This is a genomic window from Xylanivirga thermophila, from assembly GCF_004138105.1.
Taxonomy (GTDB): domain Bacteria; phylum Bacillota; class Clostridia; order Caldicoprobacterales; family Xylanivirgaceae; genus Xylanivirga; species Xylanivirga thermophila.
This window is the reverse complement of the sequence record NZ_RXHQ01000005.1, coordinates 23,451-49,608: the sequence shown is the minus strand read 5'-3', so window position 1 is coordinate 49,608 and position 26,158 is coordinate 23,451. Positions and strand designations below refer to the sequence as shown.

The 26,158-nt window shown below is 37.2% G+C and carries 22 protein-coding genes; 1 reads left to right on the top strand and 21 read right to left on the bottom strand.

The window, feature by feature from the left end; all coding sequences use genetic code 11:
• Nucleotides 1-5: 5 nt before the first annotated feature.
• The 11 genes from EJN67_RS04225 to EJN67_RS04175 form a co-directional block, all read right to left on the bottom strand.
• Complete coding sequence (locus EJN67_RS04225; RefSeq protein WP_129722883.1) at nucleotides 6-743, bottom strand: ABC transporter ATP-binding protein; 738 nt, start codon at nucleotides 741-743, stop codon at nucleotides 6-8.
• 7 nt (nucleotides 744-750) lie between these two features.
• Entirely contained in the window at nucleotides 751-1,614 is an 864-nt protein-coding gene (locus EJN67_RS04220) for an ABC transporter transmembrane domain-containing protein (protein ID WP_165000725.1), read from the bottom strand.
• Nucleotides 1,601-2,548 carry a glycosyltransferase family 2 protein gene (locus EJN67_RS04215; RefSeq protein ID WP_129722877.1) on the bottom strand — a complete coding sequence of 316 codons (948 nt, stop codon included), beginning with the start codon at nucleotides 2,546-2,548 and terminating at the stop codon, nucleotides 1,601-1,603. The genes EJN67_RS04220 and EJN67_RS04215 overlap by 14 nt, the downstream gene beginning before the upstream one ends.
• Before the next feature lie 237 nt (nucleotides 2,549-2,785).
• Nucleotides 2,786-5,320: a VWA domain-containing protein gene (locus EJN67_RS04210; RefSeq protein WP_129722874.1), complete on the bottom strand. Its 2,535-nt coding sequence runs from the start codon at nucleotides 5,318-5,320 to the stop codon at nucleotides 2,786-2,788.
• Nucleotides 5,310-7,121, bottom strand: a complete 1,812-nt coding sequence (locus EJN67_RS04205) for a vWA domain-containing protein (RefSeq protein WP_129722870.1) — start codon at nucleotides 7,119-7,121, stop codon at nucleotides 5,310-5,312. The genes EJN67_RS04210 and EJN67_RS04205 overlap by 11 nt, the downstream gene beginning before the upstream one ends.
• 13 nt (nucleotides 7,122-7,134) lie before the next feature.
• Nucleotides 7,135-8,007, bottom strand: coding sequence for a DUF58 domain-containing protein (locus EJN67_RS04200; protein ID WP_129722867.1), 873 nt, complete (start codon nucleotides 8,005-8,007; stop codon nucleotides 7,135-7,137).
• A 9-nt stretch (nucleotides 8,008-8,016) separates the two neighbouring features.
• The gene (locus EJN67_RS04195; protein WP_129722864.1) at nucleotides 8,017-8,988 is read right to left on the bottom strand and encodes an AAA family ATPase; all 972 of its coding nucleotides are present in this window, start codon (nucleotides 8,986-8,988) and stop codon (nucleotides 8,017-8,019) included.
• 11 nt (nucleotides 8,989-8,999) lie between these two features.
• Nucleotides 9,000-10,538 (bottom strand): hypothetical protein, encoded by a 1,539-nt coding sequence (locus EJN67_RS04190; RefSeq protein WP_129722861.1) that lies wholly within the window; start codon nucleotides 10,536-10,538, stop codon nucleotides 9,000-9,002.
• Entirely contained in the window at nucleotides 10,535-11,479 is a 945-nt protein-coding gene (locus EJN67_RS04185) for an ABC transporter permease (protein ID WP_129722858.1), read from the bottom strand. The genes EJN67_RS04190 and EJN67_RS04185 overlap by 4 nt, the downstream gene beginning before the upstream one ends.
• Nucleotides 11,460-12,392, bottom strand: coding sequence for an ABC transporter ATP-binding protein (locus tag EJN67_RS04180; protein ID WP_129722855.1), 933 nt, complete (start codon nucleotides 12,390-12,392; stop codon nucleotides 11,460-11,462). Before EJN67_RS04180 ends, EJN67_RS04185 begins: the two co-directional genes overlap by 20 nt.
• Nucleotides 12,392-14,842 (bottom strand): hypothetical protein, encoded by a 2,451-nt coding sequence (locus tag EJN67_RS04175; protein ID WP_129722852.1) that lies wholly within the window; start codon nucleotides 14,840-14,842, stop codon nucleotides 12,392-12,394. Before EJN67_RS04175 ends, EJN67_RS04180 begins: the two co-directional genes overlap by 1 nt.
• Before the next feature lie 204 nt (nucleotides 14,843-15,046).
• Between EJN67_RS04175 and EJN67_RS04170 the strand changes: the two genes are divergently transcribed.
• Nucleotides 15,047-16,648, top strand: a complete 1,602-nt coding sequence (locus EJN67_RS04170; RefSeq protein WP_129722849.1) for a L,D-transpeptidase — start codon at nucleotides 15,047-15,049, stop codon at nucleotides 16,646-16,648.
• Between the two features lie 79 nt (nucleotides 16,649-16,727).
• Here EJN67_RS04170 and EJN67_RS04165 read toward each other — a convergent pair whose 3' ends face one another.
• The 10 genes from EJN67_RS04165 to EJN67_RS04120 form a co-directional block, all read right to left on the bottom strand.
• A complete protein-coding gene (locus EJN67_RS04165) occupies nucleotides 16,728-17,732 on the bottom strand; it encodes a CehA/McbA family metallohydrolase (protein WP_165000724.1) in 1,005 nt (334 codons plus the stop codon).
• Nucleotides 17,725-18,201, bottom strand: coding sequence for a hypothetical protein (locus EJN67_RS04160; RefSeq protein ID WP_129722844.1), 477 nt, complete (start codon nucleotides 18,199-18,201; stop codon nucleotides 17,725-17,727). Before EJN67_RS04160 ends, EJN67_RS04165 begins: the two co-directional genes overlap by 8 nt.
• A 27-nt stretch (nucleotides 18,202-18,228) precedes the next feature.
• On the bottom strand, nucleotides 18,229-19,527 hold the full coding sequence (locus EJN67_RS04155; protein ID WP_129722841.1) for a PHP domain-containing protein: 1,299 nt from the start codon (nucleotides 19,525-19,527) through the stop codon (nucleotides 18,229-18,231).
• 17 nt (nucleotides 19,528-19,544) lie between these two features.
• The gene (locus tag EJN67_RS04150) at nucleotides 19,545-20,801 is read right to left on the bottom strand and encodes an MFS transporter (protein WP_165000723.1); all 1,257 of its coding nucleotides are present in this window, start codon (nucleotides 20,799-20,801) and stop codon (nucleotides 19,545-19,547) included.
• Between the two features lie 33 nt (nucleotides 20,802-20,834).
• The gene (locus EJN67_RS04145) at nucleotides 20,835-21,767 is read right to left on the bottom strand and encodes a metallophosphoesterase family protein (protein ID WP_165000722.1); all 933 of its coding nucleotides are present in this window, start codon (nucleotides 21,765-21,767) and stop codon (nucleotides 20,835-20,837) included.
• Between the two features lie 51 nt (nucleotides 21,768-21,818).
• On the bottom strand, nucleotides 21,819-22,736 hold the full coding sequence (locus EJN67_RS04140) for a carbohydrate ABC transporter permease (RefSeq protein ID WP_129722832.1): 918 nt from the start codon (nucleotides 22,734-22,736) through the stop codon (nucleotides 21,819-21,821).
• 70 nt (nucleotides 22,737-22,806) lie between these two features.
• Complete coding sequence (locus EJN67_RS04135) at nucleotides 22,807-24,054, bottom strand: extracellular solute-binding protein (protein WP_129722828.1); 1,248 nt, start codon at nucleotides 24,052-24,054, stop codon at nucleotides 22,807-22,809.
• A gap of 23 nt (nucleotides 24,055-24,077) precedes the next feature.
• Nucleotides 24,078-24,545 carry a type 2 periplasmic-binding domain-containing protein gene (locus tag EJN67_RS04130; protein WP_129722825.1) on the bottom strand — a complete coding sequence of 156 codons (468 nt, stop codon included), beginning with the start codon at nucleotides 24,543-24,545 and terminating at the stop codon, nucleotides 24,078-24,080.
• 117 nt (nucleotides 24,546-24,662) lie between these two features.
• A complete protein-coding gene (locus EJN67_RS04125) occupies nucleotides 24,663-25,592 on the bottom strand; it encodes an ABC transporter permease (protein WP_129722822.1) in 930 nt (309 codons plus the stop codon).
• A gap of 75 nt (nucleotides 25,593-25,667) precedes the next feature.
• Nucleotides 25,668-26,090 (bottom strand): carbohydrate kinase family protein, encoded by a 423-nt coding sequence (locus tag EJN67_RS04120; RefSeq protein ID WP_129722819.1) that lies wholly within the window; start codon nucleotides 26,088-26,090, stop codon nucleotides 25,668-25,670.
• Nucleotides 26,091-26,158: the final 68 nt, after the last annotated feature.

Genomic DNA, 26,158 nt, shown 5'->3' with positions numbered 1-26,158 from the left:
ACACATCATTGAATTTGCTTAGCAGCTAATCTATAAAAATAGCCCTTTTGGTCTATTAAAGTATCATAGTCCCCCTGCTCTACTATTTTGCCATCATCAATTACAATTATCCTATCTGCATTCTTTATGGTCGAAATTCTGTGGGCAATTATAAGGGAGGTGTTACCCTTTACCAGGTTATCTATTGCCTTTTGTACAACTGCTTCTGCCTCCACATCCAACGCCGATGTCGGCTCATCTAAAAGCACCAACGGTACGTCTTTTATTAGAGCCCGTGCAATAGCTAATCTCTGTCTTTGTCCACCTGAAAGATTAATTCCATCTTCCCCGATTTTAGTATGAATCCCTTTAGGCAAATCAGAGACAAAATCCCAACAATAAGCTTCTTTGAGAACTTGTTCTACTTCTTCTATATCAGCATCTTTTCTACCATAAATAATATTATTGTATATGCTATCATCAAAAAGAAAAGCATTTTGGTCTACGAGAGTTACATTTTTCCACAATGAATGTGCATTTAAATTTGAAATTTTATTCCCGAAGACATAGATTTCCCCTTCATCTACCTGATAAAATTTGCATAATAGTTTGATAATAGTGCTTTTACCACTTCCACTATGTCCAACTATAGCTACTCTTTCACCTTTTTTTATATCGAAACATAAATTAGTAAAAAGATTTTCTTGACCATTATATGAAAAGTTTATATTTTTGAAACATACTGCCGTATCTTCGCCTTGCATGATAAATTTAGAGCCGGCTTATAGATAAAAAAGCTATTATCTCGCCCGGTGAAATCATTTTTTTAAAAACTAGATAAACGCTGAGCATAAGAACACTAAACAGCGGAACAATATTAAAAAAGTTTTTAACAAAGTTCATCTTCAAACCTATCTTTTCACTTGCTATATCTGATTCTGTACCCTTATCAACCAATTTGCCATAACGCTCTAGCATTATATTTTCTAAAGAATAAGATTTTACAACGCTTAATCCACGAATCGTATCTGTTGCCAAATTAGTTGCTAATCCCATATTTTTTAGCTTTTCAGATTGTAATTCACCTAATGGGGAACTAACTCTTTTTAATATAAAAATGGAAATCGGAAAACCTGCAATGTAGACAAAAGTTAAAATTGGGCTTAAACGTAAACACATTATCAACGCAATTACACCTACAACATAGACATTGAGAAACCAGGTATAATTGTCTAATGTTGCACAAAGACTCATCATATCACTGTTAACTCTGGAAATTATATCACCAGAATCTAAATTTTTTTCCAGTATACTAATAGGTATTTCAGTAATAACCCTAAATATTTTATTACGTGTATCTAAAAAAATACTTTCTATAGAATGGGCTGAAATAAAATAATTTGATAGGTTGCGTACAAATTCAGCAAGCAATAATACACCTAGAAGGGGAATTCGCCTCAGCATTGCCTCATTATCTAGTGATAGACCATAATCTACTATCTCACCCATAATCTTTGCAATGGATGTCTGAAAAAATCCCATGGCGATGGCGCTTAAAAATAGTAACATAAAATAGCCGGCATATCTCTTGTTATCTACAAAAAAACGGGATAGTGAATTTTTAGTCTTCTTCATAGAAGATTCCGTGCCTTTTTGCCATTTTTTTTGACCACATATCCGTAAATTTCGAAAACGCCTCGGCATTAAATTCCAAATCCTCTGCCTGACACTTTAGTTTTGATATAATTATTTTTACTTTCTCATATTCGCCCTGCGTAAATTTTGGTAGATCCTTGTCAACCTCTCCAAAGAACCTCTTAAATAATACAAGTTCCTCTTCTTCTAATTTAAATCCTAAATTATTGAAAGCTGTCATACGTATTTTATCTAGCGTAGACCTACGCCTCGCCTTTAACTCTCTGTTATCTTGTGAGAGCTTACTAATGCTCTGATCATGAATCCTATAGTATAAAAAACAGCGATCTAGATTGACCAGCTTTACCTTATTTATCATGTCAACCCAAAGAGCCCAGTCCTCACCTACAAAATAATCCTCATTATATTTTAGATTGAACTCCTTGAGCACAGATTTCCTGATCATTGATGTTCCATGAAATACCAATGTTCGATATAGATGTCCACAATTGATAGTATCGCTATCCCAATTATTCAATAACATCCCCTCGTAATCTCCGAACATCTTACAGTGACCGCCAACTACGCCTACATCCGGATTATTCTCTAAAAAGTCGAATTGCTCCTTTAGACGATAGGAAGGCATGATATCGTCAGAATCCATTACAGCAATATATTTGCCTCTAGCCATATCATTTCCAATATTACGTAATTTTGCAATGCCACTCTTTTCATCTGCAGTGTAGAGAATTATACGAGGATCCTCTATGGATTTTAATACTTCACACGAATGGTCAGAAGAAAAATCATCTAGGACTATTATTTCGAAATTCTGAAAAGTTTGTTCTAGAATGCTCTCTATAGCCTCCTTTATATATTTCTCTCTGTTATACATTGGAATAATTACAGAAATGTCAGGTTGTTGAATCGTCATAATTGACACCACCCTTATATTTATTAGTCAACGTGCCAAATAAGGTTTTAATTGAGCTTATTGGAATACAGTATAATTTATTGTTGTTTGCGGCATGTAAAACTTTAAATGTATATTTACTTATAATATATGTCTATACCTTGTGATTAAATGATATCATCTGGTAATATAACACACAAGGATCAATATTTTCATACATAACAATATTTGCTAAATAGACTGAAAAACCTCCCGCCTTTACACTAACCGTCTTATACCTATATCTGCTGCAAAAAGCAGTAATGCTATGATAAGCAGGTACCTAGATATATCAATATGGGACCATACAGGCTTCATATCATCTACAAAAACCTCATCAGGACTAGTCAACATCCTCCCGCCGGTAGACTGTACCAACCTCTCTACAAACTCACGGGAAGGCGCATTTCTCATATCATACTCTGGCGAATAGCTTACAGACAGGGCAGTATCCAGACTATTTTGCACCTTTCCATTCTTATATCCTATGATCTTTATGGCATATACCCCCGGATCCTCTATATAAAAACGCCCTTTAAACTCTCCCGGCTTTTCAGCATCAAGGTCTATCTCCTTTTTAGATCCCTCTGGATATATGACCACTGCCTTGTGCGCTACATCTCCCGTCATATCATCCTGTGTTTTAAATACAATCTCTCCCTTATCACCAGTCCGCTCTACATTTATATCCCCTGTTCCACCCTGTTTTACAGGCAATATACTTGATATGGTATTCATCCAAAATTTAGATACATCTCCCCAGCTTATCCAGTCTCCAGACCATGTACCTGTAAAATCACTTGTCCAAGCCACTACTCTACCCATACCATACTGCCACTCGGCTAATATTGGATGCTCTTTGGGACTTGACAGCACCATAGATGCCCCCGGTTTTATAGTAGTTGCAATATATCCATAAAGGGCGGGTACACCACTATTCAGTCCTGTCATTATAGGGGAATCCCCTGAAATAATGGGATGAAATTTATCATTCTGTATATAGGTTTGGGCTGCCATAAATGTCTCCTTGGCAAAGATCTTTGGAAGATTGGAAAACTCATCTGTATAATAATATCTACCATTACCGCCTTCTGACAACTTCTCGAGAAAAGCCTTATCGGCATCCTGCCCAACCGCTACTGTAGATAGAGTAATGCCTAAATCCTGTGTTTCGTCAATAATACCTTCAAAATCACCTGGCATAGATTGACCATCCGTAAGGGCAATGATATGCTTTAGTTTTGCATTTTCCTCTTTCAGGGCATCTACCGCCATTTTAAGGGCAGGATACATGTTAGTTCCGCCTCCCGACTTTATAATGCCAATGGCATCCTCTATAGATTCTATATCTTCTGGCTTTTGCATATTGACTACCCAAAAAGGCGCACTATCAAATGCTACTATGCCTATCTTATCCTGCTCTCTAAGCACGCCTAATGAACGGATAGCAGCTTCCTTGGCAAGGTCAAGTCTAGATACGCCGTATTCTCCAGCAGCCATACTGCTCGACTTATCTATAACCAACGCAAGGGCTAAAGACGGGATCTCGCCTTTCTGTTCAATAGAACTATCCACCGGCAATATATCTCCAAGTGGAGTATCCTGATAGCCTCCTAAGGCATAACTGTTATCCCCTCCTACCACAAGAAGTCCCCTTCCTAATTGTTCCACATATGACTTTATCATAGAGAGCCTGGATTCATCCAAATCATCAGCGGATACATTGCAAAGTATCATGGCATGGTATTTACCCAGCTCGCCCATATCAGAAGGAAGGGTATTGGGTGTATATAGATTAAAATCTATTCCTCCAGATTGTAATACCTTTGATACCTCACGGGATGCCCCATCCATCCCTTCTACCACCGCTATATTGGGACGACCAGATATATTTATATGGCTGGACAAGGTATTATTTTGAAGTATATCATCGTCTTCTACCTCCAAACTGGCTTCAATGGCCTTTATACCACCTTCGTCGGCCTTCTTATTAAATACAAATATATTTTGTCCCTTTTGTAGTGTTACATCCTCCTTGCCTATGAGCTCTCTATCCATATAGATACGCAGTATAGCAGTGGTTACAATGCTGCTGTCCACCCTTATCCGTATTGTATAATCCTCTCCCTCATATACATGACTAGGAAGTTCTATGTCACTTATCTGGGCATCTTTATGAATAGCATTATCTAAGAATACACCATCCAACCTTATCCCCTGCTTATAGAGCATATTAGCCCGTTCTATACCATCCCCAACGTTTTGGCTGCCATCTGTCAAAAGCACTATCTTTTTTCGACCATCAGCAGGCATTATGGATACTGCCTTTTTGATAGCATCATCTATATTAGTAAAATTGGGATTTGGCGTAGTCTCCAATCCACTAAAGATAACATCTGAAGATACGGGATGCTCTACCATAGCATCCTTCCCGAAGGATACTATACCCACTTCAAATTTATCCGATCTTTTAGAAATAGCAGTAGAGATAAATTCATCTATTTGCCCCTTAACATTTTTAGTACTGTTTGATATATCAGCTACAAATACTAAAGATGTTTTATCATTTAGGGTGTCTATTCCCATACCACACAGAGCTAATACGACAATGGTAAGGGAGGCTATACGAAGTCCAAGCCCTACTTTTGCCTTTTTTCCTCTTATACCACCCATATAGATGGCCGTCCATATCACAAACCCCAACACGGGGATAAGGGCTAAAAGCCACCATGGATTTGAAAAACTAATACCCACGTCTATACACCCACCATTCTATCAACATAAAAGCCAGTGCAACCAGTGCAAAATACGGCCAAAGCTCCCGCCTGCCTTCCACTGTCCGTTCCTTTTGTGTATTTTGTATATCATACGATCTATTTTTTAATGCTAGATCAGACTCCCCATGGGTAGGTACAGACACTGTAAATCTGTCCTCAATTGTACTCGAACCCATCCCCTGTTTTATGGTATATACCCCTAACTGGGTAGTATCGTCAAAAGGTACTATTGGATAAGGAGGTGCAACCCTTTTTTCACTGCCATCAGGTAAGACTATATCTATGCTGCTGGAACCTGGAATAGCATCTATAGCCACTTCTTCGCCTGCATAACAATTCAATGTATTAGTCTTTACTCCCGGTAATATCCAATTTAATATGTTGCCCATCAATATAGGAAAATCCATCTTAAGTGGAAGATCACTCTCATGTATATCAAAAGCAAACACTATAAACTTTTGACTTTTCATCTCTCCTGCCCATATGAGGGTATTATCTCCATCCCCTACAACCTCTTCACCCCAATTTGGGAATTCTATCTTGCTGGCTTTTCTAATATTTATATCATCAATATCCACATGCTCAAGCAGACGATTATATCTTGACGATATATTTTTTATCATCCCTTTGGGCATAAAGTTATCCACAACTTTAAATAAATTTTGATCACCCTGTGGATTAAATATTATTATATTTCCATCTTCCGGTACATCCTTTGGCACATATCCATCATATACATAAAGCTGATAGCCAAGTAACCCCTCAGATGCCTCATATGCCCCTTTCTCCATAAGCAGCCCTCCATAGAAATTCAACACCTTTTCCAAAAATATATTGCCCTGAGTCACCAAAAGTCCCTTGTTTTCCGCCCTCTCCTTTATGGGTATCCAGGATACATTGTCAATTAAAAGATTGTCTTTATCCACAATTTCCACCTTTACTATGTTGGTATCTCGGGGTATAGAAGTAAAATATACATCCTTTTTATCCCCTTTTGGAAGACTTATCTCCTTTATATCCACAAGCTGATCATCGGCACTGCATTTTAACGTAATATTAGAGCTATCCCCAAAATTCATAATTTTGGCCAATACACCCCATCCATCACCATACTCTGAATATGACATATGAGTTATAGCCCTATTTTGTCCATCACCATTATATAGTTTTACCTTAAATAAACTATCCTCTATATTGATATTTTGATCCGTAAATATACATACTATATCTTGATCTTCAGAGGATAGCATAGACTCTGCAAGATCCATTGCCCCTTTTATATCCCCTTCACCATTTGTAGGCATCATATCTTTAAGAATACGGGATAAAAGTCCTTTATCTGATATCCTGTCAGCCGCAATATATGAAGAAGGTCCCATCTCTATAATGGTCATATACTGAGAAGGGAGCAGAGTATCTATTATACTTTGAATATCATCCTTTGCCTTTTCAAACCTTGTAGGCTTTACATCATCCGCCTGCATACTGGCTGATGAATCCAAAACAACTATATAGTGCCCATATGAATCGGAGTTCGCTATAAAAGGACGGGTCAAAGCCAAAGTCAAGCAAATTATTATCCCTATCTCAAGGTACATAAGTATATTGTTTTTAAACTTCTGCCACGGTCTCGTAGCAGTCATATCATCTATTGCCTGGCTCCATAGCTGTACACTTGATACATCTATCCTCTGTCGCTTTTGTTTTAAAAGATAGAGTATTATTATGCCAGGTATAAAAAGGGCAAATAAAAAGCCCCATGGATTCAAAAAATGCAAAATTCCATACCCCCTACCTCACTAAGCCCTTATCCATCAAATTGTTAAAGATTATATTCTGAAGATTTGTATCGCTTGTAACTGGTATATAATATATACCCATGCCGGAACAAAACCTATGGGCAGTATTTATAAAATCATCAAGTACTTTTTTATACCTATCTAAAATCCTAGGAGTAATGGTTATATCCTTTGCATCCCCGTCTTCAGCATCTACTAGAGTTATAGCACCCTGCCACGGAGGGGATATCTCTTCAGGGGATAGTATATGGATGAGTATTACCTGTTGTTTTTTATATTTAAGATATTTAAGGGCCTGACTATAATCATCTTGAGAAAAAAGATCTGTAAAAAGAATGGATACACCACCTCCTGATTTTATGTACGGATATGAAGATATGGAGGCATATAGTCTTGTATCCCCGTAAAATGACAAACCTTCTATAAAGTCTGAACTCCTTAAAAAGGATTGTTTCCCGGATAGATTATTAAGATTAGTATTAATATCCCCATTAAGTCCTACTATTGACACCGTATCAAGGTTTTTTAAAGCCATATATGTCAATGCTGCACACAACCTCTTTGCAAAATACCCCTTGTTATTAATCCCATAGTCCATGGATTTGCTACAATCTAAAAACATGGTAAAGGGTGCCTTCTCTTCCTCCATAAAGAGTTTTATATATAGCCTCCCAAGCCTTGCATATGCATTCCAATCAATATGGCGAAAATCATCTCCAGGCACATATTCCCGGAAATCGGAAAATTCTATAGAACTGCCCTTTTCCCTTGATCTTCGAGATCCGCCACCCTGTCCCCTTATAAAACTTTCCGTGCATATATAAAGCCCATCCAGCTTTTTTATAAATTGATCATCTAAAAGCATGTTAATCCCCTACTCATCCAAGCCTTGTATTATTTCATCCAATATATCATCTGACGTGCGCCCTTTTGCTAAACCGTCAAAGTTTAAAAATATCCTGTGCCTCAAAGCCGGGTAAGCTACATAGCGTATATCATCAAATGATACATTCAATCTGCCTTCCATGAGGGCATTTATCCTGGCTGCAGATACTATGGCCTGGGCCCCTCTAGGGCTTGATCCATACCGCACGTATTCCTTTGTAACTTCAGGTGCGCCTTCGTATTCAGGATGGGTAGCCAGAACCAGTTTTAAGGCATAGTCTTGCACCGAAAATGCTACTGGTACGCATTCGCCTATCCCCTTCATATGAAGTATTGAATTGCCATCTGCCATTTTATTTATATATACCTCATCCCCTGTTGTAGTTAAGTTTATTATATCGTGGAGCTCATCAAGCTTTGGAAAATCCACCGTTATCTTAAATAGAAACCGATCCAATTGGGCTTCAGGTAATGGGTAGGTACCCTCCTGCTCTAAGGGGTTTTGGGTAGCCAGTACAAAATATGGCTTTGGCAATTCATATGTTGTCCCTGCTACTGTTACCGTATGCTCCTGCATGGCCTCTAAAAGGGCACTCTGAGTCTTTGGAGTAGCCCTATTGATCTCATCTGCTAACACTATATTGCTGAATATGGGACCTTGCTGAAATTTAAACCCACCTTTATCAACGATTATATTGGTCCCCGTTATGTCGGCAGGCATAAGATCCGGTGTAAACTGTATACGACTAAACTGTAAATCCAGTACATGACCAAGGGTTTTTACAAGTCTGGTCTTGCCAAGGCCTGGCACCCCTTCCAAAAGCACATTGCCACCACAAAGCACTGCTAATAAAACCTGCCTTATTACCTCTGTTTGGCCTATTATGCCCTTTTGTATCTCCCTTTGTATATCTTCTATCTTAACGGCAAAGTTATCTATATCCTTTTCACCTAATCCCATTTTTTGTCCTCCTAATCCTCCAATGAAGTAAAATATTTCTTTATATATTCCTCCATACCAGATGGGATCTCCCGCCTGCCAAGGGTTTCCATTGCCTGACTTTTATATGTTCCAAGCACTTCATTATAGGGAATAAAGCCTCCATAGGCCTCCCCTCCCGCCTCAGCTTTAAAATGCTCACTCGGGCCCCCTTCTGTTAATTGTCCCTTGACATTACTTATCTCGCCACCATCACCCAATCTAGTTGGCGCATATATCTTTTCGTATCCTGTATGTCCTTGTCCTGCTCCCTTTCCGTCCATACCTGTTCCCTGACCACCTTGATTACCTTGATTGCATTGACTACCCTGGCTACCTTGAACGCTTTGATTACCTTGACCGGTCTGCCCATCTTGGGCATTTTGATCTTTAGAACTCCATTTTTTTTCATCTCCCGCCTTCTGCATAGCTTTGTTGTTTTCTGCCATAGGATTTGGAATATTTTCTCCCGCTGCCTGGGCTATGGAGCTTTTTGCAGTCTGCAGCATATATTCAATATCCCCAGGATTTTGTATATCATTTGACATAAGTTTTACCAGTGCATCCTCAAAATCTCCTATGCCGGAAGGAACAGAAATATCTATATTATGACCTTCCGGTATTTGCTTTAGGGCATCCTTTAAAGCTAATTTAGTATCCCCATCCAATCCACCCTGGGCCATTTTTTCCATTAACTTTTTACTTTCCGACCCTAGCTTATCATAATCCTTTTCCTCTAGCGCCTTACCTAGCTCTGACGTAGTAGAATGGGCATTTAGGACATTTTTTACGTTATTTAATCTAGACATATTTTGTTTATCTAATATCTTTTTTATATCATCCTGGGCCTTTGAAATTTCCTTTATACCCTCAGTATAGTCCTTTGTCCCTTCAAGGCGGGAGGAGAGCCTTCTAAGCTCCTTTAAAATCTCCTGTCGCTCCTCTTTTGTAAGACGATTATCCATTTTTAATTTTTCTTCAGCATCTTTCTCTATATAATCCACCAATCTTTGTGCCTCTTGCATAACCGCCTGCCTCTGCCTTATCACTTGATGCTGAGAATTTGGAATAAAGGTGAGCAAAAGAAGGATTGATATGCACAAAAGAGTCACATACCACCACTCTTTTGAAATAGATAAAGGAATCTTCTTAAAATCAATACCCTTTAGATGCTCTATAGCATCCCTCCTTTGCAAAACAGCAAAAACTTCGCTGCTCTCCCCTAACTCCAAGGCAGTTACAAGCCGCTCTTTAAGTCCCAACCTGTCGCCTGCTCGAGCAGCATCCATATATGAAGGCATGGAAAACAAAGACCCCATTATACAAATAAATAATATGATAGATCCACTTATACATATATAGAACCAAAGATGCTCTAATGGTACAAAGAATGATACTATCATAAAACCTAAGGCAACTAACGAAGATATCATAATAGCAAAGATTATGGATTTTATAAATTGCCCTATGATCAGTCTTTTCCGTATAGGCCATAATGCCTTTGTAATTTCAGCATCTATATTACTTTTCATTTTTTATCCTGCCTCTTGATCCCAAATCTAGTATTCAAAGGATTTATTCTATTTGCGCTTATCAAAAGCAAAATAATAGACACTATGCCCATGACTATGGAGTTCTTTATCCAAAAACTTAGCATCTCCCATTTATCCATGATAACTGTTATGCCCTTTGGAGATACAGAGGGGACAAAACCGTGATTAATACCAAAAAGAGAGTTTATACCACCTATATTGCCCGTAGCCTGACTGCTCAACATATCCCCTAATCCCATAGGCGAATTGAAATAAAATATAAATGGAGTATATACCTTCTTTAAAGCATTAACATTTTCATATCTAGTTGAAATGGTATAACCTCCTATAAGCGCAGATAACACCCATAGTATAAATACCGTTACATAGCAAGCTACAGTAGCCGTTATCGTCTTTTTTAGGATGGTTGAATAGAAAATTCCCATACTGCCTATAGCTATGGCAGTTATTATATAGAATAGAAATAGGAAAAACACATCCTTAGGCGCCACACCACCAAATAAAAATACTAGACTAAAAAGGGGAATAGACGATATTATAAGGAGCAGTACAAAGCTCATGGATGAAAAAAGTTTGCCGAGTACTATCTTTAAAGGGGCTATCTTGGTACATAATAGAAGATCAAGGGTTTGCCTCTCACGCTCCATGCTTATGGCACCTGATGTGTGCGCTGGAACTATTAATACTATCAATATAAACTGCACTATGGCCAAAAGCATATATAATTGAAGGCCTATAGAAGTATTAGCATTTATTATCGCATCAAAATTCATCTGTCTTTCTATAAATGCCTTAAAAAATATAAATGCTATAAGGAGCATCACGCCTACATAACTACTTATGGCTGCAAACGTCTTCCAGTTTCTCATCTTTATCTTTAGTTCACTTGAAAGTACAGGATTATTTAGTGAATTCTTCACCCTTGGTCACCTCCATAAATATTTTCTCCAGATTTCCACCTGCAGCACCAAATGATAATATGGGTAATCTATTATCTATTAATGCCTTTATAACCTGCCATATTTCATCATCCTTGCCTATATACGAAACCTCCAGTTCATTTCCTTCCCTAGTTACTCCAGATACAAGGGGATGTTCCTTCAAGATTTTTATTGCCTTGTCTGCATCCCTCATCATCCTTATATTTATTATGGTGCTGCCTGATATCTTGGACATTATATCGTCCACACTACCTTCAGCCACCATACGTCCACCCTCTATTATGCCCACTATATCACACATTTCCGCTAGCTCTGGAAGTATATGCGAACTTATAAGTATGGTTTTCCCCAAATCCTTAAGCTTGTGAAGTATCCTTTTCATCTCTATGCGGGCCCTAGGATCCATACCCGAGGCCGGTTCATCCAATATGAGGAGATCAGGGTCATGTATCAAACTGCGAGCAAGGCACAATCGTTGCTTCATACCCCTTGATAATTCATCTACATAACTCTCCCTTTTATTCTCAAGCTCAACCAGCTCCAAAAGCTCATTAGCAGTCTTCATACGCTTGTCATAGGGTATATGATACAAATTTCCGTAAAAGTCCAAATATTCCATCACCTTTAAATTGTCATACACTCCAAAGAAATCGGGCATGTATCCTATATGCCCCCTAACCTCCAACGGCTGTCTAAAGGCATCTATACCCCCTACCTCCACCTTTCCGGCAGTAGCAGGCAATAAAGTAGCAATTATCCTCATGGTTGTGGTCTTACCGGCACCATTTGGCCCTACAAAGCCATATATCTGGCCATTTTCTATCTCCATATTCAAATGATCAACTGCCAAAAACTTTCCATACTTCTTTACCAATCCATCTACTTTTAGCATTAACTCTGCCTCCCTTCCAATGCAAAAGTGGGCATTTCAATAATCAGATCCTCCATAGAACTGGAAGATATACTTATCCGTATATTATAATCATCGTCTACAAATTTCTGTATCGTTTTTGCGTTTAAATTTATAACATTTAACATATCTTGACCCAAGGTACCCTTATCTAATACTTCAAATTCATTCTTTTCGTTATTATATATCTTTACATTCCCCTGTCCTGAAAAAGTCCTCAAGTATATATCAAACTTGGATATATCCACATCCTTAAAATCTCTCATATCAAAGGCTATTCTAGCCTCCGTATTGCTTGGTATATATATAGTCTTCCCCTCTGCATGCAGTCCCTGCGATGCCTTGGTATCCAATATACCATTTAAAACCCCTGGGGGAATACCTACATTATCATCATGCTCTTTTTTAAATTCAATCTCAGATGTTATCGCATTAAAATAGTATGACTCATCAGAAGCTTTACCATTTACCATTGGATCGTCCCATACCTTTTGATCACTAAATCCAATAAAATATAGTGCTTTACTCATGTGTCCCCCTTCGTGTTTCATGGAACTATCTTTTCTAAGGATACCTTCCAACATTCTCCGCTTTATAAAATACTTTCTCTCATCATCACTTAATGCACGAAACGTCTTAAAGTTTTGATTGGATTGATCGGGATAAAGTGTATTTATCATATTATATATCATATCCCCTTGAACATTTGACATAATGCTCATATCTACATCCTTTGTTTCACCTGCCGCTATATTGCCCAGTTTTTCATATCCATAATATGATATTAATACTCCGTCCTCCAATGGAAATGGCGTGTTGTTTGTTATCGTGCCATTTATCCTTCCATCCTGGTAGTATAGTTCAGCAACCATGCCACCTAATTTGTTGCTTGTCTCCTTAACATTTATAGTTTGCATGGTCCATACATTGGCATTTAATATCTCTACCCCCGATGGATTGCCTTCCATCACCCTTGCTACAACGTTCTCCCTTTTTATTTCATTATCCCTTGGATCTGTATCACCTATGTCAGTAGATAATAATACATTTTTATCTAAAGTTACCTCATACCTACCCCTTTTAGGTATGAATACACCTATATACCTATCGGCAATTGAGACATCGCCTGATTTCATATCTATCAATGAGACATTGTTTATTATACGCTCATTGCCCTTTGTATTGTAGGCCATTTGATATATGATAAGGGAAAATATGAGCACAAGGACAGGTATGCTTCCCCAAGCCCATTCCCTCTTATCAAGTTTCTTTAACACTAGATAATGAATGGGGCCTACTATCAAGAGATAGATAACAAGTATTATGGATATCTTGCCTATTGACGGCAGATCCATGGCCTCTATGCCACCTAGAGCTACTTTTATCCCTCGGATAAGATCATATTTATAGTTATTCCTGATATTTGGCATTTGTAGCTGTTCCTGTTTGACTGTATCTAAATGTTTTATAAAAAGTCCATTCCAAAATGCCTTGCTACCCTGCCAATCTGTCATAGGCTTCAGTCCTAAATCAAAGGACGATATAAATATATCCCCTTCTCCACTCTTCACTCTATAGACTATTTCGTCTTCGCCTTGATTTAATATAGTATTATCAGAAAGACCTCTAATTTGCATTATCTCCACAGAAGCAGCGCTGTCAAACTTGGTATTTGAAATATTCTCAAACTCCGATAACCCTGATACAAGCTTGCTACCCAATATTTCAAATGGTGGCAAAAACTCTTTAATTCCCTTTAATGTCTTCTCTCCCCTTGCTCCAGTTCCTATTATTAATATGCCACCCCTATCTACCCAGCTTTTAAGGGTATCTAACTGCCCATCGGACAATTCACTAGTATCCATATCGTTCAGTATGATTATATGAAAATTATCCATAACCTGATTTTTATCCGGAATATCGCCCAAAGACAGTGCCACCGCTTGATAGTTTGAAAAAAGGCTATTATTGCCACCTAATCCCTGCCACCAATAGCTCATGGCATTTTTATCTTCAGTCAGGATTCCCATTAAATAGTTATTGTTGGATATTGGCTTTGCATCGTCTATTCTAAAGCTTTGTACCAATTCTCCACCTTGCATAAGGTTTACATTAAACCGTCTTTGAAGTATATTGGTCTTTATATACATTGTAAATTGCTTTGTAGCACCTTTAGGCACTATGGCGGGAGTAGTATACAATATTGCAGAGGCCTCATCCTGATTTGCCGAGATCTCTATACTGCCCTTTATATCCTCACCTTTGTTTTGCACCTCAATGTTTATAGGTACCCATTCCCCCATCTTAAAATAACCTTCAAACCCAATTGAAGCCTTTATGGAAACATCTTCATTCTTAGCATGAACCGTCAATGGAACCAATAGATAAAGAATTATGAAAACACACATAAAAGATTTGAATTTTTTTCCCATGTATTTGCCTCTCTTTCTTCTACTTTACTCTATTATATAGGTTTTACTACTGCATTTCTATAAGGTAATCTTTACACTTTTTCTGCATACATTAAATTAATGTTACAAATATTAATTTGTGGGTATTTTAATTGACACTGCCTTTTTTTAAAGCTATCATTGATTTAGCACTACATATTCATTTAAAATAGGAGGCTAATTGGTATGAAGGCTGGTAAAAGAATATTTATAATTATGCTTGCTTGTATATTTGTATTATCGGTATCAGGCTGCTCAAAAGCGGGAAAAAATCAACAAGCTGAGAACGATGGTACCAACAGCACCGATATAATAGACTTAGATGAACAAGCAAAAACAGATGAAGATGAACTAGAGGATAACATATCTTGTGAACTAATCGATAAAAACAAACCCGAAGAAGGGCCATCAAAAGACGTGGAAATACTAGAAGATAACAATAAAATAACTGAACAGGAGAAAAAAGAAGAGGAAAAAAAGGCAAAAGCAGCGGAGAAAAAACCCCTGCCCTATAAAATCCAAATCGATGTTACAAACCAAGTAGTAACAGTATTTGGAAGAAGCAAATCGGGAAAATACGATAAGGTACTTAGGCAGATGATAGCTTCTACTGGTGCACCTGGTACTCCGACCCCCCTTGGTACATTTGTAATACCTGGACAAAAAGGCCGTTGGGGATACTTTCAAAAATTTGATGTATATGCCCAATACTGGGTTCGAATAAAAGGCGGTATCCTTTTTCACTCAGTACTATTTAAAACTACAGATGAATCCACCCTATCCCATACCTCAGTAAGAAACTTAGGAAGACCAGTATCTCATGGCTGTATACGCCTTACCGTACCCGACGCAAAATTTGTATATGAGCACTGCCAAAAAGGTACTGAAGTAGAGGTTATAAAGGGTAAAAAGAATACTGAACTTACACAGAGATTAAAGGCACAAGTACCTGGCAATAAGGTTACTAAGTTGGTATTTCAAGGACCAATAGAATTAGAAGCAGGGCAAGAGGCACCACTATCAGTAAAAGCAATATATGATGATGGTACTACGAGAAGCGCACCATCTACTGTGAAATGGTCAGTAGAAAACGATAAAATAGCCAAAATAAACAATGGCAATATAAAAGGGCTGGCAGGCGGGAGCACAAAAGTAATAGCCACATTTGGGGAAGTAGCAGCCAGCGCTCCTGTCAGCATAAAACCTGCCAAACCTGCACCTACTTTGACATTGGCGAATATATCCATTGAAGAAGGACAATCTGCCAAACTTCAGCTTATATATAATGATGGTGCGCAACAAAACGTAGCTAATAAGGCAAGCTGGAATAGTAATCCCGATATCGTCTCAATAGATAAAGCTAATGGCACAATTAAGGGACTTAATGCAGGGACCACCGAAATATCTGCAACATTTAATGGTCTAACCGCCAAGGCTACCGTAAATATAAAAGCCAAACCCCAACCACCGAAGTTAAAGGAAATAAAAATATCATCCCCAAAATCCATAGAGATGATAATAGGGAAAAAATATACACCTAGTATAAAGATAACGGCAGTATATGATAACAATACTGAAGAAAGCGTTGAATCTGGATTTAGCCTTGAATCTGACAATGTTGAAATAATAGGGGTAAGTAATACAGAGATAGAGGCTAAAAAAGAAGGTCAAGTACAACTATCTGTAATATATAATGGAGTAAAGAGTAGTAATAGCATAACTATAACCGTTAAACCCCAGGAACAAACTCCACCTGAAGAAAATAATGTTGAAGATAAAACAGAATAAAGGATAAAAAACTAGGCTGCAAAATTGCAGTCTAGTTTTTTATCCATATTTGGCTCAGATATGCTAAACTCCCACTTTGCTAATTACTCTTAAGGTCAAAAAACAGTGGATTAGTAAAAGCTAACATGGTATGCATATCATACATGCTACCATACAACTCTCCCCTTACCCACTTTACACCCTTGGTGGCAATATGGGCTTCAATCTTCATACATTGCTCGGTTTTATCAAAACTATAGCTATATAATACTCCCATATTACTATTTAAAGTTATAGTAATCGGGCGCTTATCCAGTGCCCATTTACCTTGACGGACACTAAAGTCCATATCTATATATATGGATAATGTATCATTATATATGGATATAGTGTCACCAATCATAAAAGAAGATCCAGCCATACCGGCTTTAATGTCTAGAAATGGACCCATGGTTACACTCGCCCTATGATGAGATAGAGCATCTACTACTCTGTTATCAAAGAAATCATGTGAGCTATATGAATTATATAAATAGGTTACAGCTACTTTTCCTCCATCATCCCCATGCCAATCCCTACCGCTTACTGCTGTAATTTTATATCCTGCATTCAAAAGATCAGTCCATAATTTAAATGCCCGCTTATTTACCGGATCTATAGGTGGAAAATATTCAGACCATACTTCAATATAATCCACATCTTCCCAATCTTGTATATCAAACTGCCAATGACATCCTGTACACATAGGACTTCCAAACCTGTATGGATGCGCTATTCCCACCAAACCACCTTTTCCATGCACTTCCTCTATACCCTTATGTATATCTCCTGGCCCCTTATCCCTCCAGTCTACATATTCAGTAATTCCCATAGCTACCATATGACCATAAAAGGTAGTCCACTCAAGACCATGTACTATATCTATACCTGAAATTTCCTGAGCCTTTTGTATCTCACTATGGCCAGATATGGTGTTGTGATCGGTCAATGCTATGCAACGAAGCCCGAATACCTTCGCCTTTTTAGCCAACTCCGTCAAAGTAAGCTGGCCATCACTATGTATGGTATGGGTATGTAGCTCACATGCTATCCATTTATCATTCATAATCTTCTCCCTCCCATACATAAAGGGTATAATAGCACTCATCAGTTACCACCGCATGAACACTTATTGTGATCTGCCACTCACCTTTGAAAATAGGCCCTAGTGTAAAACCAGGAGATGCAGAATGTTCTGATAAAAATAGATGCTGCTCTGATAAATGACGGTGAGCACACCCCCTAAATCCTTTTGGATCATCTATAGATATGGTTAATAGGTTTTTGATGGGCATATATTCTTCCCATTTCTCTACTATCTCCCGCCTATCCCCTTCTTCTGTAAATTTATATAAAGCATCTATTATCATATCTTTTGCTTTTTCCTTATCTTCACATACCTTGGGATAATAGCTAAAAGCTATATTTAGCTGCTCTAACGGATGATCTATATTAAATCTATATATTACATGAGTCTTAGAACAACAAGGGTATAGTATACCCTGGGCTCTTATTATACCCCCTATTTTAATCACTTCCCTTAACAGCGAAATTCAATACTCCTATATATCCTCATAAAATATATAATTATAAAATGTATCTGTTTGCCCTTTTACCCAAGATAATAAATCTTTTGCACCTTGATCCCCTGTAATATATCTAAGCATCATGTTACCCTCATCGTAGCACAATTCATCATGAAGAGGAAATACCTCTCGTATCAAAAAGTGGGCGTATTTTACTAGCCTAAATGAACCATATACATGCTCATGTTCACCGGGTACCGCTTCTACAGCTACACTTCGAAGCCCCTTTATACTTGATATAAGACCTTCCAAAGTATCATCAGAAGAAAATACAATCGTATAATACCATCCAAACAGTTCTCCAGTATCACAACCATGAGCATCGGTAACCCCTACTATGGGTATACGTTTGCCTTTAGCCTGTTGCTCATGATAAAACTCTACCTGCAAACTGTTGGATTCCAATTCCTCATAGGTAAACCCACTTATAACCTCTAATGTATCAAACGGCTGCTTATCTAGCATATATTTTGTAAGAAGGGTAGATGTATCATAGCCAGTTCTATTTCTCCAATAGGGATGACAAAAAACCCCCAGTCCTCCCGCCTCCCTTATCCTATCAAAACACCACATACAAGAAGCCAGGAAATGTCGTTCAAATGCCTGAGACACATATGATTCTATATCCTTCTCTATCTCTGCCACTTCTTTTTGGTACTGCTCCTTATGTGTAGTGAACATCTCATTTATACTAAACTTGCCGCCAAAGTTTACCATATGTACCCAGTTGTTCGGTGGATGAATTTCCTCTCCCCTAAAAATTTTAAGATCTATATCCAACCCTTCAAAGGCCTCCTGGGCTTCTATAGAAGGATAATATTTTTCATGATCGGTAACAGCCATAAAATCTAGCCCTACTTTTCTACAACTGGCAGCTACGTAAGCAGGACATTCCCGTCCATCGGAACGATAGCTGTGCATATGAATATCTCCTTTGTAGGGTCTGAGTTTATAGAGATCTTCATATAAGGAATAGACATTAAACGTGTGTATAATCTCTTCTCCTGCATATATGTATATAATATGTTCCTGCTCGCCTTCAAAATACTGCCTTATACAGAATGAACCATCTTTAGACTTTATATGCTGCACAAAGGGTCTTTGAGATTTATCATATACCTTTGTAGAATAATCAACTGGATAGCAAACTGCCCTATACTCTACATCATCATAAAACCTAGAATGATCATATAATGGAACTATATGTATGACCGTTTCTTTGTCAGCAGGTACTATCTTAGGATAAACTTTAAACCCATTATCCGATTTTGCCATATAGATATTCCTCCTTTTTATACCACTTTCTGATGTTTCTCAGCATTGTTTCTAGACCCTGTTATGAATAAACCAACAGCACCAACTAGCGCTAGTATCACCCACATAACTACAACCATACCCCATCCAAGATTGTCAGCTATATAACCTGTAAGCACCCCCGCCAAGGCAGCCCCCATATAAGAACAAAAATCCAAAAAACCTGCCACAGCTGAAGCCTTATTATATTTTGCAAAATTGAGTGGTATTATTGTCAAAAGAAGTGTGTTCGCCCCATATGCCAGAGCCGACGCTATGCTTAAAAATAACGTAGATATATATATGTTCATTTTTAAAGAAAAATAAAGAGCAAAACAGCTTATAGCCGTCCCTGCAAGTAGCAATATTATGGCCTTTTTTTCTTGAAACTGCATTTTTTTATTTAGCCATCCTGCAAAGAATATACCAAATAGGCTCATAATAGGTATAAATAAAGAAAAAGCAGCCACCATCTGAGGATTTAAGGTCTTTATCTCTCCCAAAAAAGTAGGTCCCCATAGGGTTATGCCATCCTTTATAACCCCTTGGGCAATACAGGCAAGGGCTATAAGCCATAACTTAGATCCAAATATTATGTCTTTTAAAGACATAGTCTCGCTAAATTGTACATTCTCTTGTGTATTCATTGGATTACTTTTATAATCATCTTTACTCAAAACAGATAACTGTGCTTTTTCTGTATCATCTGACATCCCGATCAGCCATACAAATGAAAATATGAGCACTATAATACCCGGTATCCAAAATGCCCATTGCCAGGTAGTAAGATTCATTATCTGTCCTACAAGTCCCCATGATATGAGATATCCACCAATCATAGAAGTAGATATGCCTACCGCTACATCATTATTCTTCTCTGGTGGAAACCAGCGGGACAGGATTTTTACTATAGGCCCCCATAACATAGATAACAAGAATCCGTTTATACCCCATAGCGTTATAAGAAGTGCCTTACTAGATAAAAAACCTACCATTATATTTATTATAGAAGCAGCAGCCAAGGCTATAAATATAAATGGACGACTCTTTACCTTGTCACCTATATATCCATTTATAAGTTGGCCTATTGCATAGGCCCAAAAAAACACGCTGCCTACAAGACCGCCGCTTGTCTTATCCCATCCAAAATCACTAATCATCTTAGGCATTGCAATAGATAAATTAGTCCTGCATAAATATGCGCTGGCATACGCACACCAGCACAACATAAAAATCTTTTTTTGTCTCTTGTCCATAGTCATATTCCTCTATTCACAAAAGCATACGCCTTATATAATTTCTAAATTATGACTGTTAGTTTTCTTATTCTGTATAATCTTCTGTCCATCTTCTAACCTTATCCATGTATCAAATGAATCCTTATTTTGCACTAATCTTATCATCCGTGCACCTTTTTTAAAGTTCTCATCTCCATAGGTATTGTAGCCTGTGGCCCTTCCATAGCAAAGCTTTATCCCAAACATATCGCCATAATAGTCATTTATGTGGTCATGTCCTACAAATACACCCTTTACATTTTCCATCTCTAGCATGGCTGAAAAAAGTCCAGAATTCTGATTTGCACAGCATACCTCTTCGTTTTTCTCCCCATAACAATCACCTTTGTACCATACATATAGATACTCCTGTAAAGGTATGTGGAAAAATGCCAGCGCAGGTAAAATACCATAATGAGATTTAATATCTTCAGATTCTTTTATATACCAATTGATCTGATCCCTCTTTATAAAGTCATATCCTTCTACATTATTATCAGCATTTAAACATCCCGAATCAAAAAAGAAAAGATTCCATACAGGTTTATCGCCATTTGACCCATGTACATTTAGATAATAATTTCCCATACCCCATATATCGGGTTCACCTTTTTGGAATAGGCAATTTTTACTTTTCTGAACTGCTTCAAATAATTCACCCTTTGAACTGCCCCATTCAGTATCATGATTTCCAAATACAAATGTCCATGGAATATCAAAAGAGTCCATAAGTCTAATTACTTTTTCAAGCATTTCCTTGTTTTTTTCACCATATACTGTATCGCCAGTCAATACAATAAGATCTGGATCTTCATTTTGCATTACATTTTTTATAACATTGCAGGTCTTTATATCTTCCTTACTTATACCATCTACAAAATGTATATCTGTAAACTGTAATATATTAAAACTTCCATCTGGCCTACACTTTAATTTATCCTCCATAGCAATATCCCCTTTCTCACAATATATATACCTATTCCATAGTAGCATAAATTAACCCTTTACGGCACCTATCATTACACCCTTAGTAAAATATTTTTGGATAAAAGGATATACACACATTATGGGTACCGTCGACACCATAACAGTAGCCATTTTGAGAGAATCTCCCGTAACTAGGTTCTTTGCCAAATTAGCAGAGTAGTGGGAGTTACTAATTATATTTTTAAGCTTTTGCTGATTTGTAAGCATCTCTTGCAATATAGTCTGCACAGGATAAAGATCTTTGTTGTTCACATAAAAAGCACCAGTAAACCAATCATTCCAATGAGCCACACCAGTAAATAGTGCAATTACTGCAATAACGGGTTTACTAAGTGGCATTATTATTTGAAAGAATACCCTAAAATCACTGCAGCCGTCAAGCTTGGCCGATTCTTCTAAGCTTATACTTATAGATTCAAAGAATGTACGTATCATTATGATATTCCAGGCACTATAGAGGTTTGGAATTATATATACCCAATATGAATTTCTTAGATTCAAGGCTTTAAGAAGCATATAATAAGGTACTACACCACCACCAAATAACATAGTAAAAAATATTATAAATGTAAAAGCAGTCCTACCCGGCAAATCCTTTTTCTTCAAAGCAAAGGCTGCCATTGAATTGCATAAAACTCCTAGTATAACCCCTATTATGGTTCTGGATATGGTTATCTTGTAACCATTTAATATCCTATTGTCGGTAAATACCTCTTTATAATTGTTCCAAGTAAATGCCCTAGGCCAAAAATATACTCCACCTGAAGCAGCATCACGCCCACCATTAAATGAAAGAGCTATTATGTTTAAAAATGGAAGTATTATAGTAAGTGATATGCCTAGTAATATTATGACATTCAAAACATGGAAAAACTTTTCCAAGGGCGTTCTCTGTTGTATTTTATTATTAGTTACACCTTTTTTCATGCTTACCACCTTATTCTATTGGTCATGGTGGGTAGATAACTACCCACCTGACAATGCTAATATTTTAGTATTAATAGAAATTTATACTCTCTGGATCTTCCTTATATTTTTTTTCTAAGAATTCTTCAAATTTCTCTATATCAGCTTTTTTTAATTGTTCCCTATAATTTTCAATAATCTTTCTACTTTCCTCATCAGATTTTGCAAATATCGCCTTTACTCGAATGTCATCATAATTTTGTTGCTCTAGCAAGGGCTTAAGTTGCGGCTCTAATTCAGGATTATCCTGCAAATATGCAAATGCTCCAAATCCATCAATATATTTTATCGGTATATCTTTATACTCATATAATTTTTTAGCAAAATCATATTGATGTGGATCAGTATTTTCACCATAGGACATCTCACCAAAGTCTTCTACATTATCTACATCGGTAGAACCTATAAATGTAAGCCAATATGAACCTGCACCATCCATAAATATACCCGTATCTACCGCAGCCTTATGATCCTCTTCCATGAGATCTAGCATTGACTGTTCTACTATAGGTTTACCATCTACCATCTTATAGTGCTTACCTTCTATACCATACATCCATAACAGTTTGCCTTCTTCAGTAGCAAGATAATCACAAAATTTAACTACCTCTTCAGGATTCTTAGTGGTACTTGGAATAGCCCATCCAGCATAACCCGCTTTTGATTTTTTCAAATTAACTACTTCACCTTTATAGTTCTTTAATGGGCCAACAGGTAGATATTCATTCGTTTTAAACAGATCAATGTAGTTGTGTATATCTGCGATTACAGCCGATGAATTATTACGGCTAAGTTCTTCGGCCCTAGTTGAATCAATAGTAAAATACTCTGGATGAATGAGATCCTCTGCTAATAGTTTCTTAAAGAAATCAATTTGTTTGAATATATAATCCGTCTCCGCTTCATGTTTTACTTTACCATTTTCATCCACATTAAAATCGGCACTAAGACCAAATTTATAATTTGCTACTACATATTGATCAGTAGAAGCAAGACTACCACCCCAATACCGTGGTCCTAATGGATAAACAGGATTCCCATTTATATCTTTAAAACCGCCTTCCTTTATTTTTTTTAGCATCTCATAAAAATCATCCTGTGTTTCAACGGTCTTAGGGTCGATCCCGATCTGATCGGCAATAGCCTTTTGAATATACATACCACCCCTATATGGGTAATCATTAGACCCTTCACTTCTTGGTATATTCATATGAACAAAGTAACAAGCCCCATCAAATTCTGGTCTGAACATTATATTATTCTTACTATCATTAGGCAAGAAACCATCTTCAAAATATTTTTTTATACTTTCGTGTCTTTCATAATAGGTGCTAAGTCGGTAAACATCTCTTCCCTAGCGGCCTTTAATAAAACAGGAAACTCTGGACGTGAAGAATCGTTTAAATAGTAACAAATAATATCTGGTAAATCTCCAGCTGCCAGTGCAGTAGTCATCACCTCAAGATCACTGGTCCCAGAAGTATATTGCCACTCAAGAGAAATACCTGTGCGTTTCTTTAACTCCTTTGCAACTTCATTATTAAGTTGATCTTCTGGTAATGATACACCTAAATCGTCAATAAATGCTCTGCCTACTATATGACGATCAGCAATCCATGTATCCGGTTTATCTTTATTGTCACTACTGGCAACTTTCTCATTGTTTTCATTATTTCTAGCATCGTCTTTTTTATCCCCGCACGCTACTATGCTAAACATCAAGGCAACAATAAGTAAAACGGCTAAAACATTTGATAAACGTTTTTTCATAAAACCTTACCTCCAATTTCCTTTTTATATATTTTATATACCTAGTTCTGAAATATGGTCATTTATACCATGATATAAATGACCATATATTAACTAGCAAATCTAAGGGATTCGACGTTACCATATGGCTACTTCTGTATAATAGTCAGATAGCTTATTAGATATTAACACCATAACCAAGCCTACTATACTTTGGATCAACCCTACAGCAGTAGCATATCCATATTGTCCTCCCACCAGACCCATTCTCACCACATATACATCAAGCGTATCTGCCAAGCTCATATTTCCCGGTGTCCTCAAAAGATATATTTGGTCAAAACCTGATGAAAATATACTTCCCACACCCATTATAAAGAGGATGCCTATGGTAGTTCTTATACAAGGTAATGTTACATGCCATATTTCCTGCCACTTATTTGAGCCATCTATTCTTGCCGCCTCGTATAGCTGTGGGTCTACACCTGTTATTGCTGCTAAATAAATAATAGAATTCCATCCAATATTCTTCCATAAATCACTGAAAAACACCATTGGATAAAAACTCTTCTCTTCCATCATATAATATGTACTAGGATCTTTTCCTAACATGGCTTTAACCTCATTTACAAGCCCTGTTTGAGGTGCAAAAATTCTTTGCATCATAGTTATCACTATTACCCATGATAAAAAATATGGAAGATAGGAAATGGTTTGTACTGTCTTTTTGAACTTTTCATTCTGTATTTCATTTAAAAGTAATGCTAAAATAATAGGAAACGGAAATTCTACCATGGTTTTTAAAAAACCAATAATCAATGTATTCCGTATCAACTGAGGCGCTTGATAGTTAGAAAAAAACGTTTTAAAATATTGAAACCCTACCCATGGACTGCCTAAAATACCCTTATTAAATTTATATTCCTTGAAAGCCAGCATCAGACCGCCCATAGGAATATACGAGAATATTATAAAAAACGCAATACATGGCAAAAGCATCGTATAAAGTTGCCAATTCTTTTTAATATTTTTTAAAGTAGGATTTTGTTGTTTTATTTTATTACTCATATCATTAAACCTTCCGTTTTTATATTTTACACTTAAATTATAGGTCTTATATTTTATTCAAACAATAGACTATTCTCATTTCATCAGTGGACTTTTATCACAAAAGGTATTTGTGCTGTCATACATGCGGTAATATTCCATCACCTTGTCTAAGCTATAGCTTTCGTCCATACCACCATAAAAAGTAACTGCCAGACTACCGGAGGCACTGGCGAACTTTAATGTTTTCTCCATGCTCCATCCTTTTAAATATCCGTATATAAACCCAGCACCATAAAGATCTCTCGCCCCAGTAGTATCAAGTACATTTACTCCTTTAGGCACCCCAACCTTGACAATATTATTGTCTCTTTTTGCTATACTGCCGTTTCCACCAAGCTTAACTACCGCAGTATCTGTGTATTGGCTTATAATGCCCAGTGCCTGCTCTGGAGTACTCACGCCCGTTATACTGCAGGATTCCAATTCATTGCTCATAAATATATCGCAATTTTCCATTATATTTTTTTATAGCATCTAATTTTATACTTTCATCCCATGCAGTATCCACTGATAAGGTATATCCA

What these genes read in the sequence shown, in the direction of transcription:
- EJN67_RS04225 (WP_129722883.1), bottom strand. Translation starts at nt 743, where the DNA reads ATGCAAGGCGAAGATACGGCAGTATGTTTCAAAAATATAAACTTTTCA.
- EJN67_RS04220 (WP_165000725.1), bottom strand. Translation starts at nt 1,614, where the DNA reads ATGAAGAAGACTAAAAATTCACTATCCCGTTTTTTTGTAGATAACAAG.
- EJN67_RS04215 (WP_129722877.1), bottom strand. Translation starts at nt 2,548, where the DNA reads ATGACGATTCAACAACCTGACATTTCTGTAATTATTCCAATGTATAAC.
- EJN67_RS04200 (WP_129722867.1), bottom strand. Translation starts at nt 8,007, where the DNA reads ATGCTTTTAGATGATCAATTTATAAAAAAGCTGGATGGGCTTTATATA.
- EJN67_RS04195 (WP_129722864.1), bottom strand. Translation starts at nt 8,988, where the DNA reads ATGGGATTAGGTGAAAAGGATATAGATAACTTTGCCGTTAAGATAGAA.
- EJN67_RS04190 (WP_129722861.1), bottom strand. Translation starts at nt 10,538, where the DNA reads ATGAAAAGTAATATAGATGCTGAAATTACAAAGGCATTATGGCCTATA.
- EJN67_RS04180 (WP_129722855.1), bottom strand. Translation starts at nt 12,392, where the DNA reads ATGCTAAAAGTAGATGGATTGGTAAAGAAGTATGGAAAGTTTTTGGCA.
- EJN67_RS04175 (WP_129722852.1), bottom strand. Translation starts at nt 14,842, where the DNA reads ATGGGAAAAAAATTCAAATCTTTTATGTGTGTTTTCATAATTCTTTAT.
- EJN67_RS04170 (WP_129722849.1), top strand. Translation starts at nt 15,047, where the DNA reads ATGAAGGCTGGTAAAAGAATATTTATAATTATGCTTGCTTGTATATTT.
- EJN67_RS04165 (WP_165000724.1), bottom strand. Translation starts at nt 17,732, where the DNA reads ATGAATGATAAATGGATAGCATGTGAGCTACATACCCATACCATACAT.
- EJN67_RS04155 (WP_129722841.1), bottom strand. Translation starts at nt 19,527, where the DNA reads ATGGCAAAATCGGATAATGGGTTTAAAGTTTATCCTAAGATAGTACCT.
- EJN67_RS04150 (WP_165000723.1), bottom strand. Translation starts at nt 20,801, where the DNA reads ATGGACAAGAGACAAAAAAAGATTTTTATGTTGTGCTGGTGTGCGTAT.
- EJN67_RS04145 (WP_165000722.1), bottom strand. Translation starts at nt 21,767, where the DNA reads ATGGAGGATAAATTAAAGTGTAGGCCAGATGGAAGTTTTAATATATTA.
- EJN67_RS04140 (WP_129722832.1), bottom strand. Translation starts at nt 22,736, where the DNA reads ATGAAAAAAGGTGTAACTAATAATAAAATACAACAGAGAACGCCCTTG.
- EJN67_RS04130 (WP_129722825.1), bottom strand. Translation starts at nt 24,545, where the DNA reads ATGAAAAAACGTTTATCAAATGTTTTAGCCGTTTTACTTATTGTTGCC.
- EJN67_RS04125 (WP_129722822.1), bottom strand. Translation starts at nt 25,592, where the DNA reads ATGAGTAATAAAATAAAACAACAAAATCCTACTTTAAAAAATATTAAA.
- EJN67_RS04120 (WP_129722819.1), bottom strand. Translation starts at nt 26,090, where the DNA reads ATGGAAAATTGCGATATATTTATGAGCAATGAATTGGAATCCTGCAGT.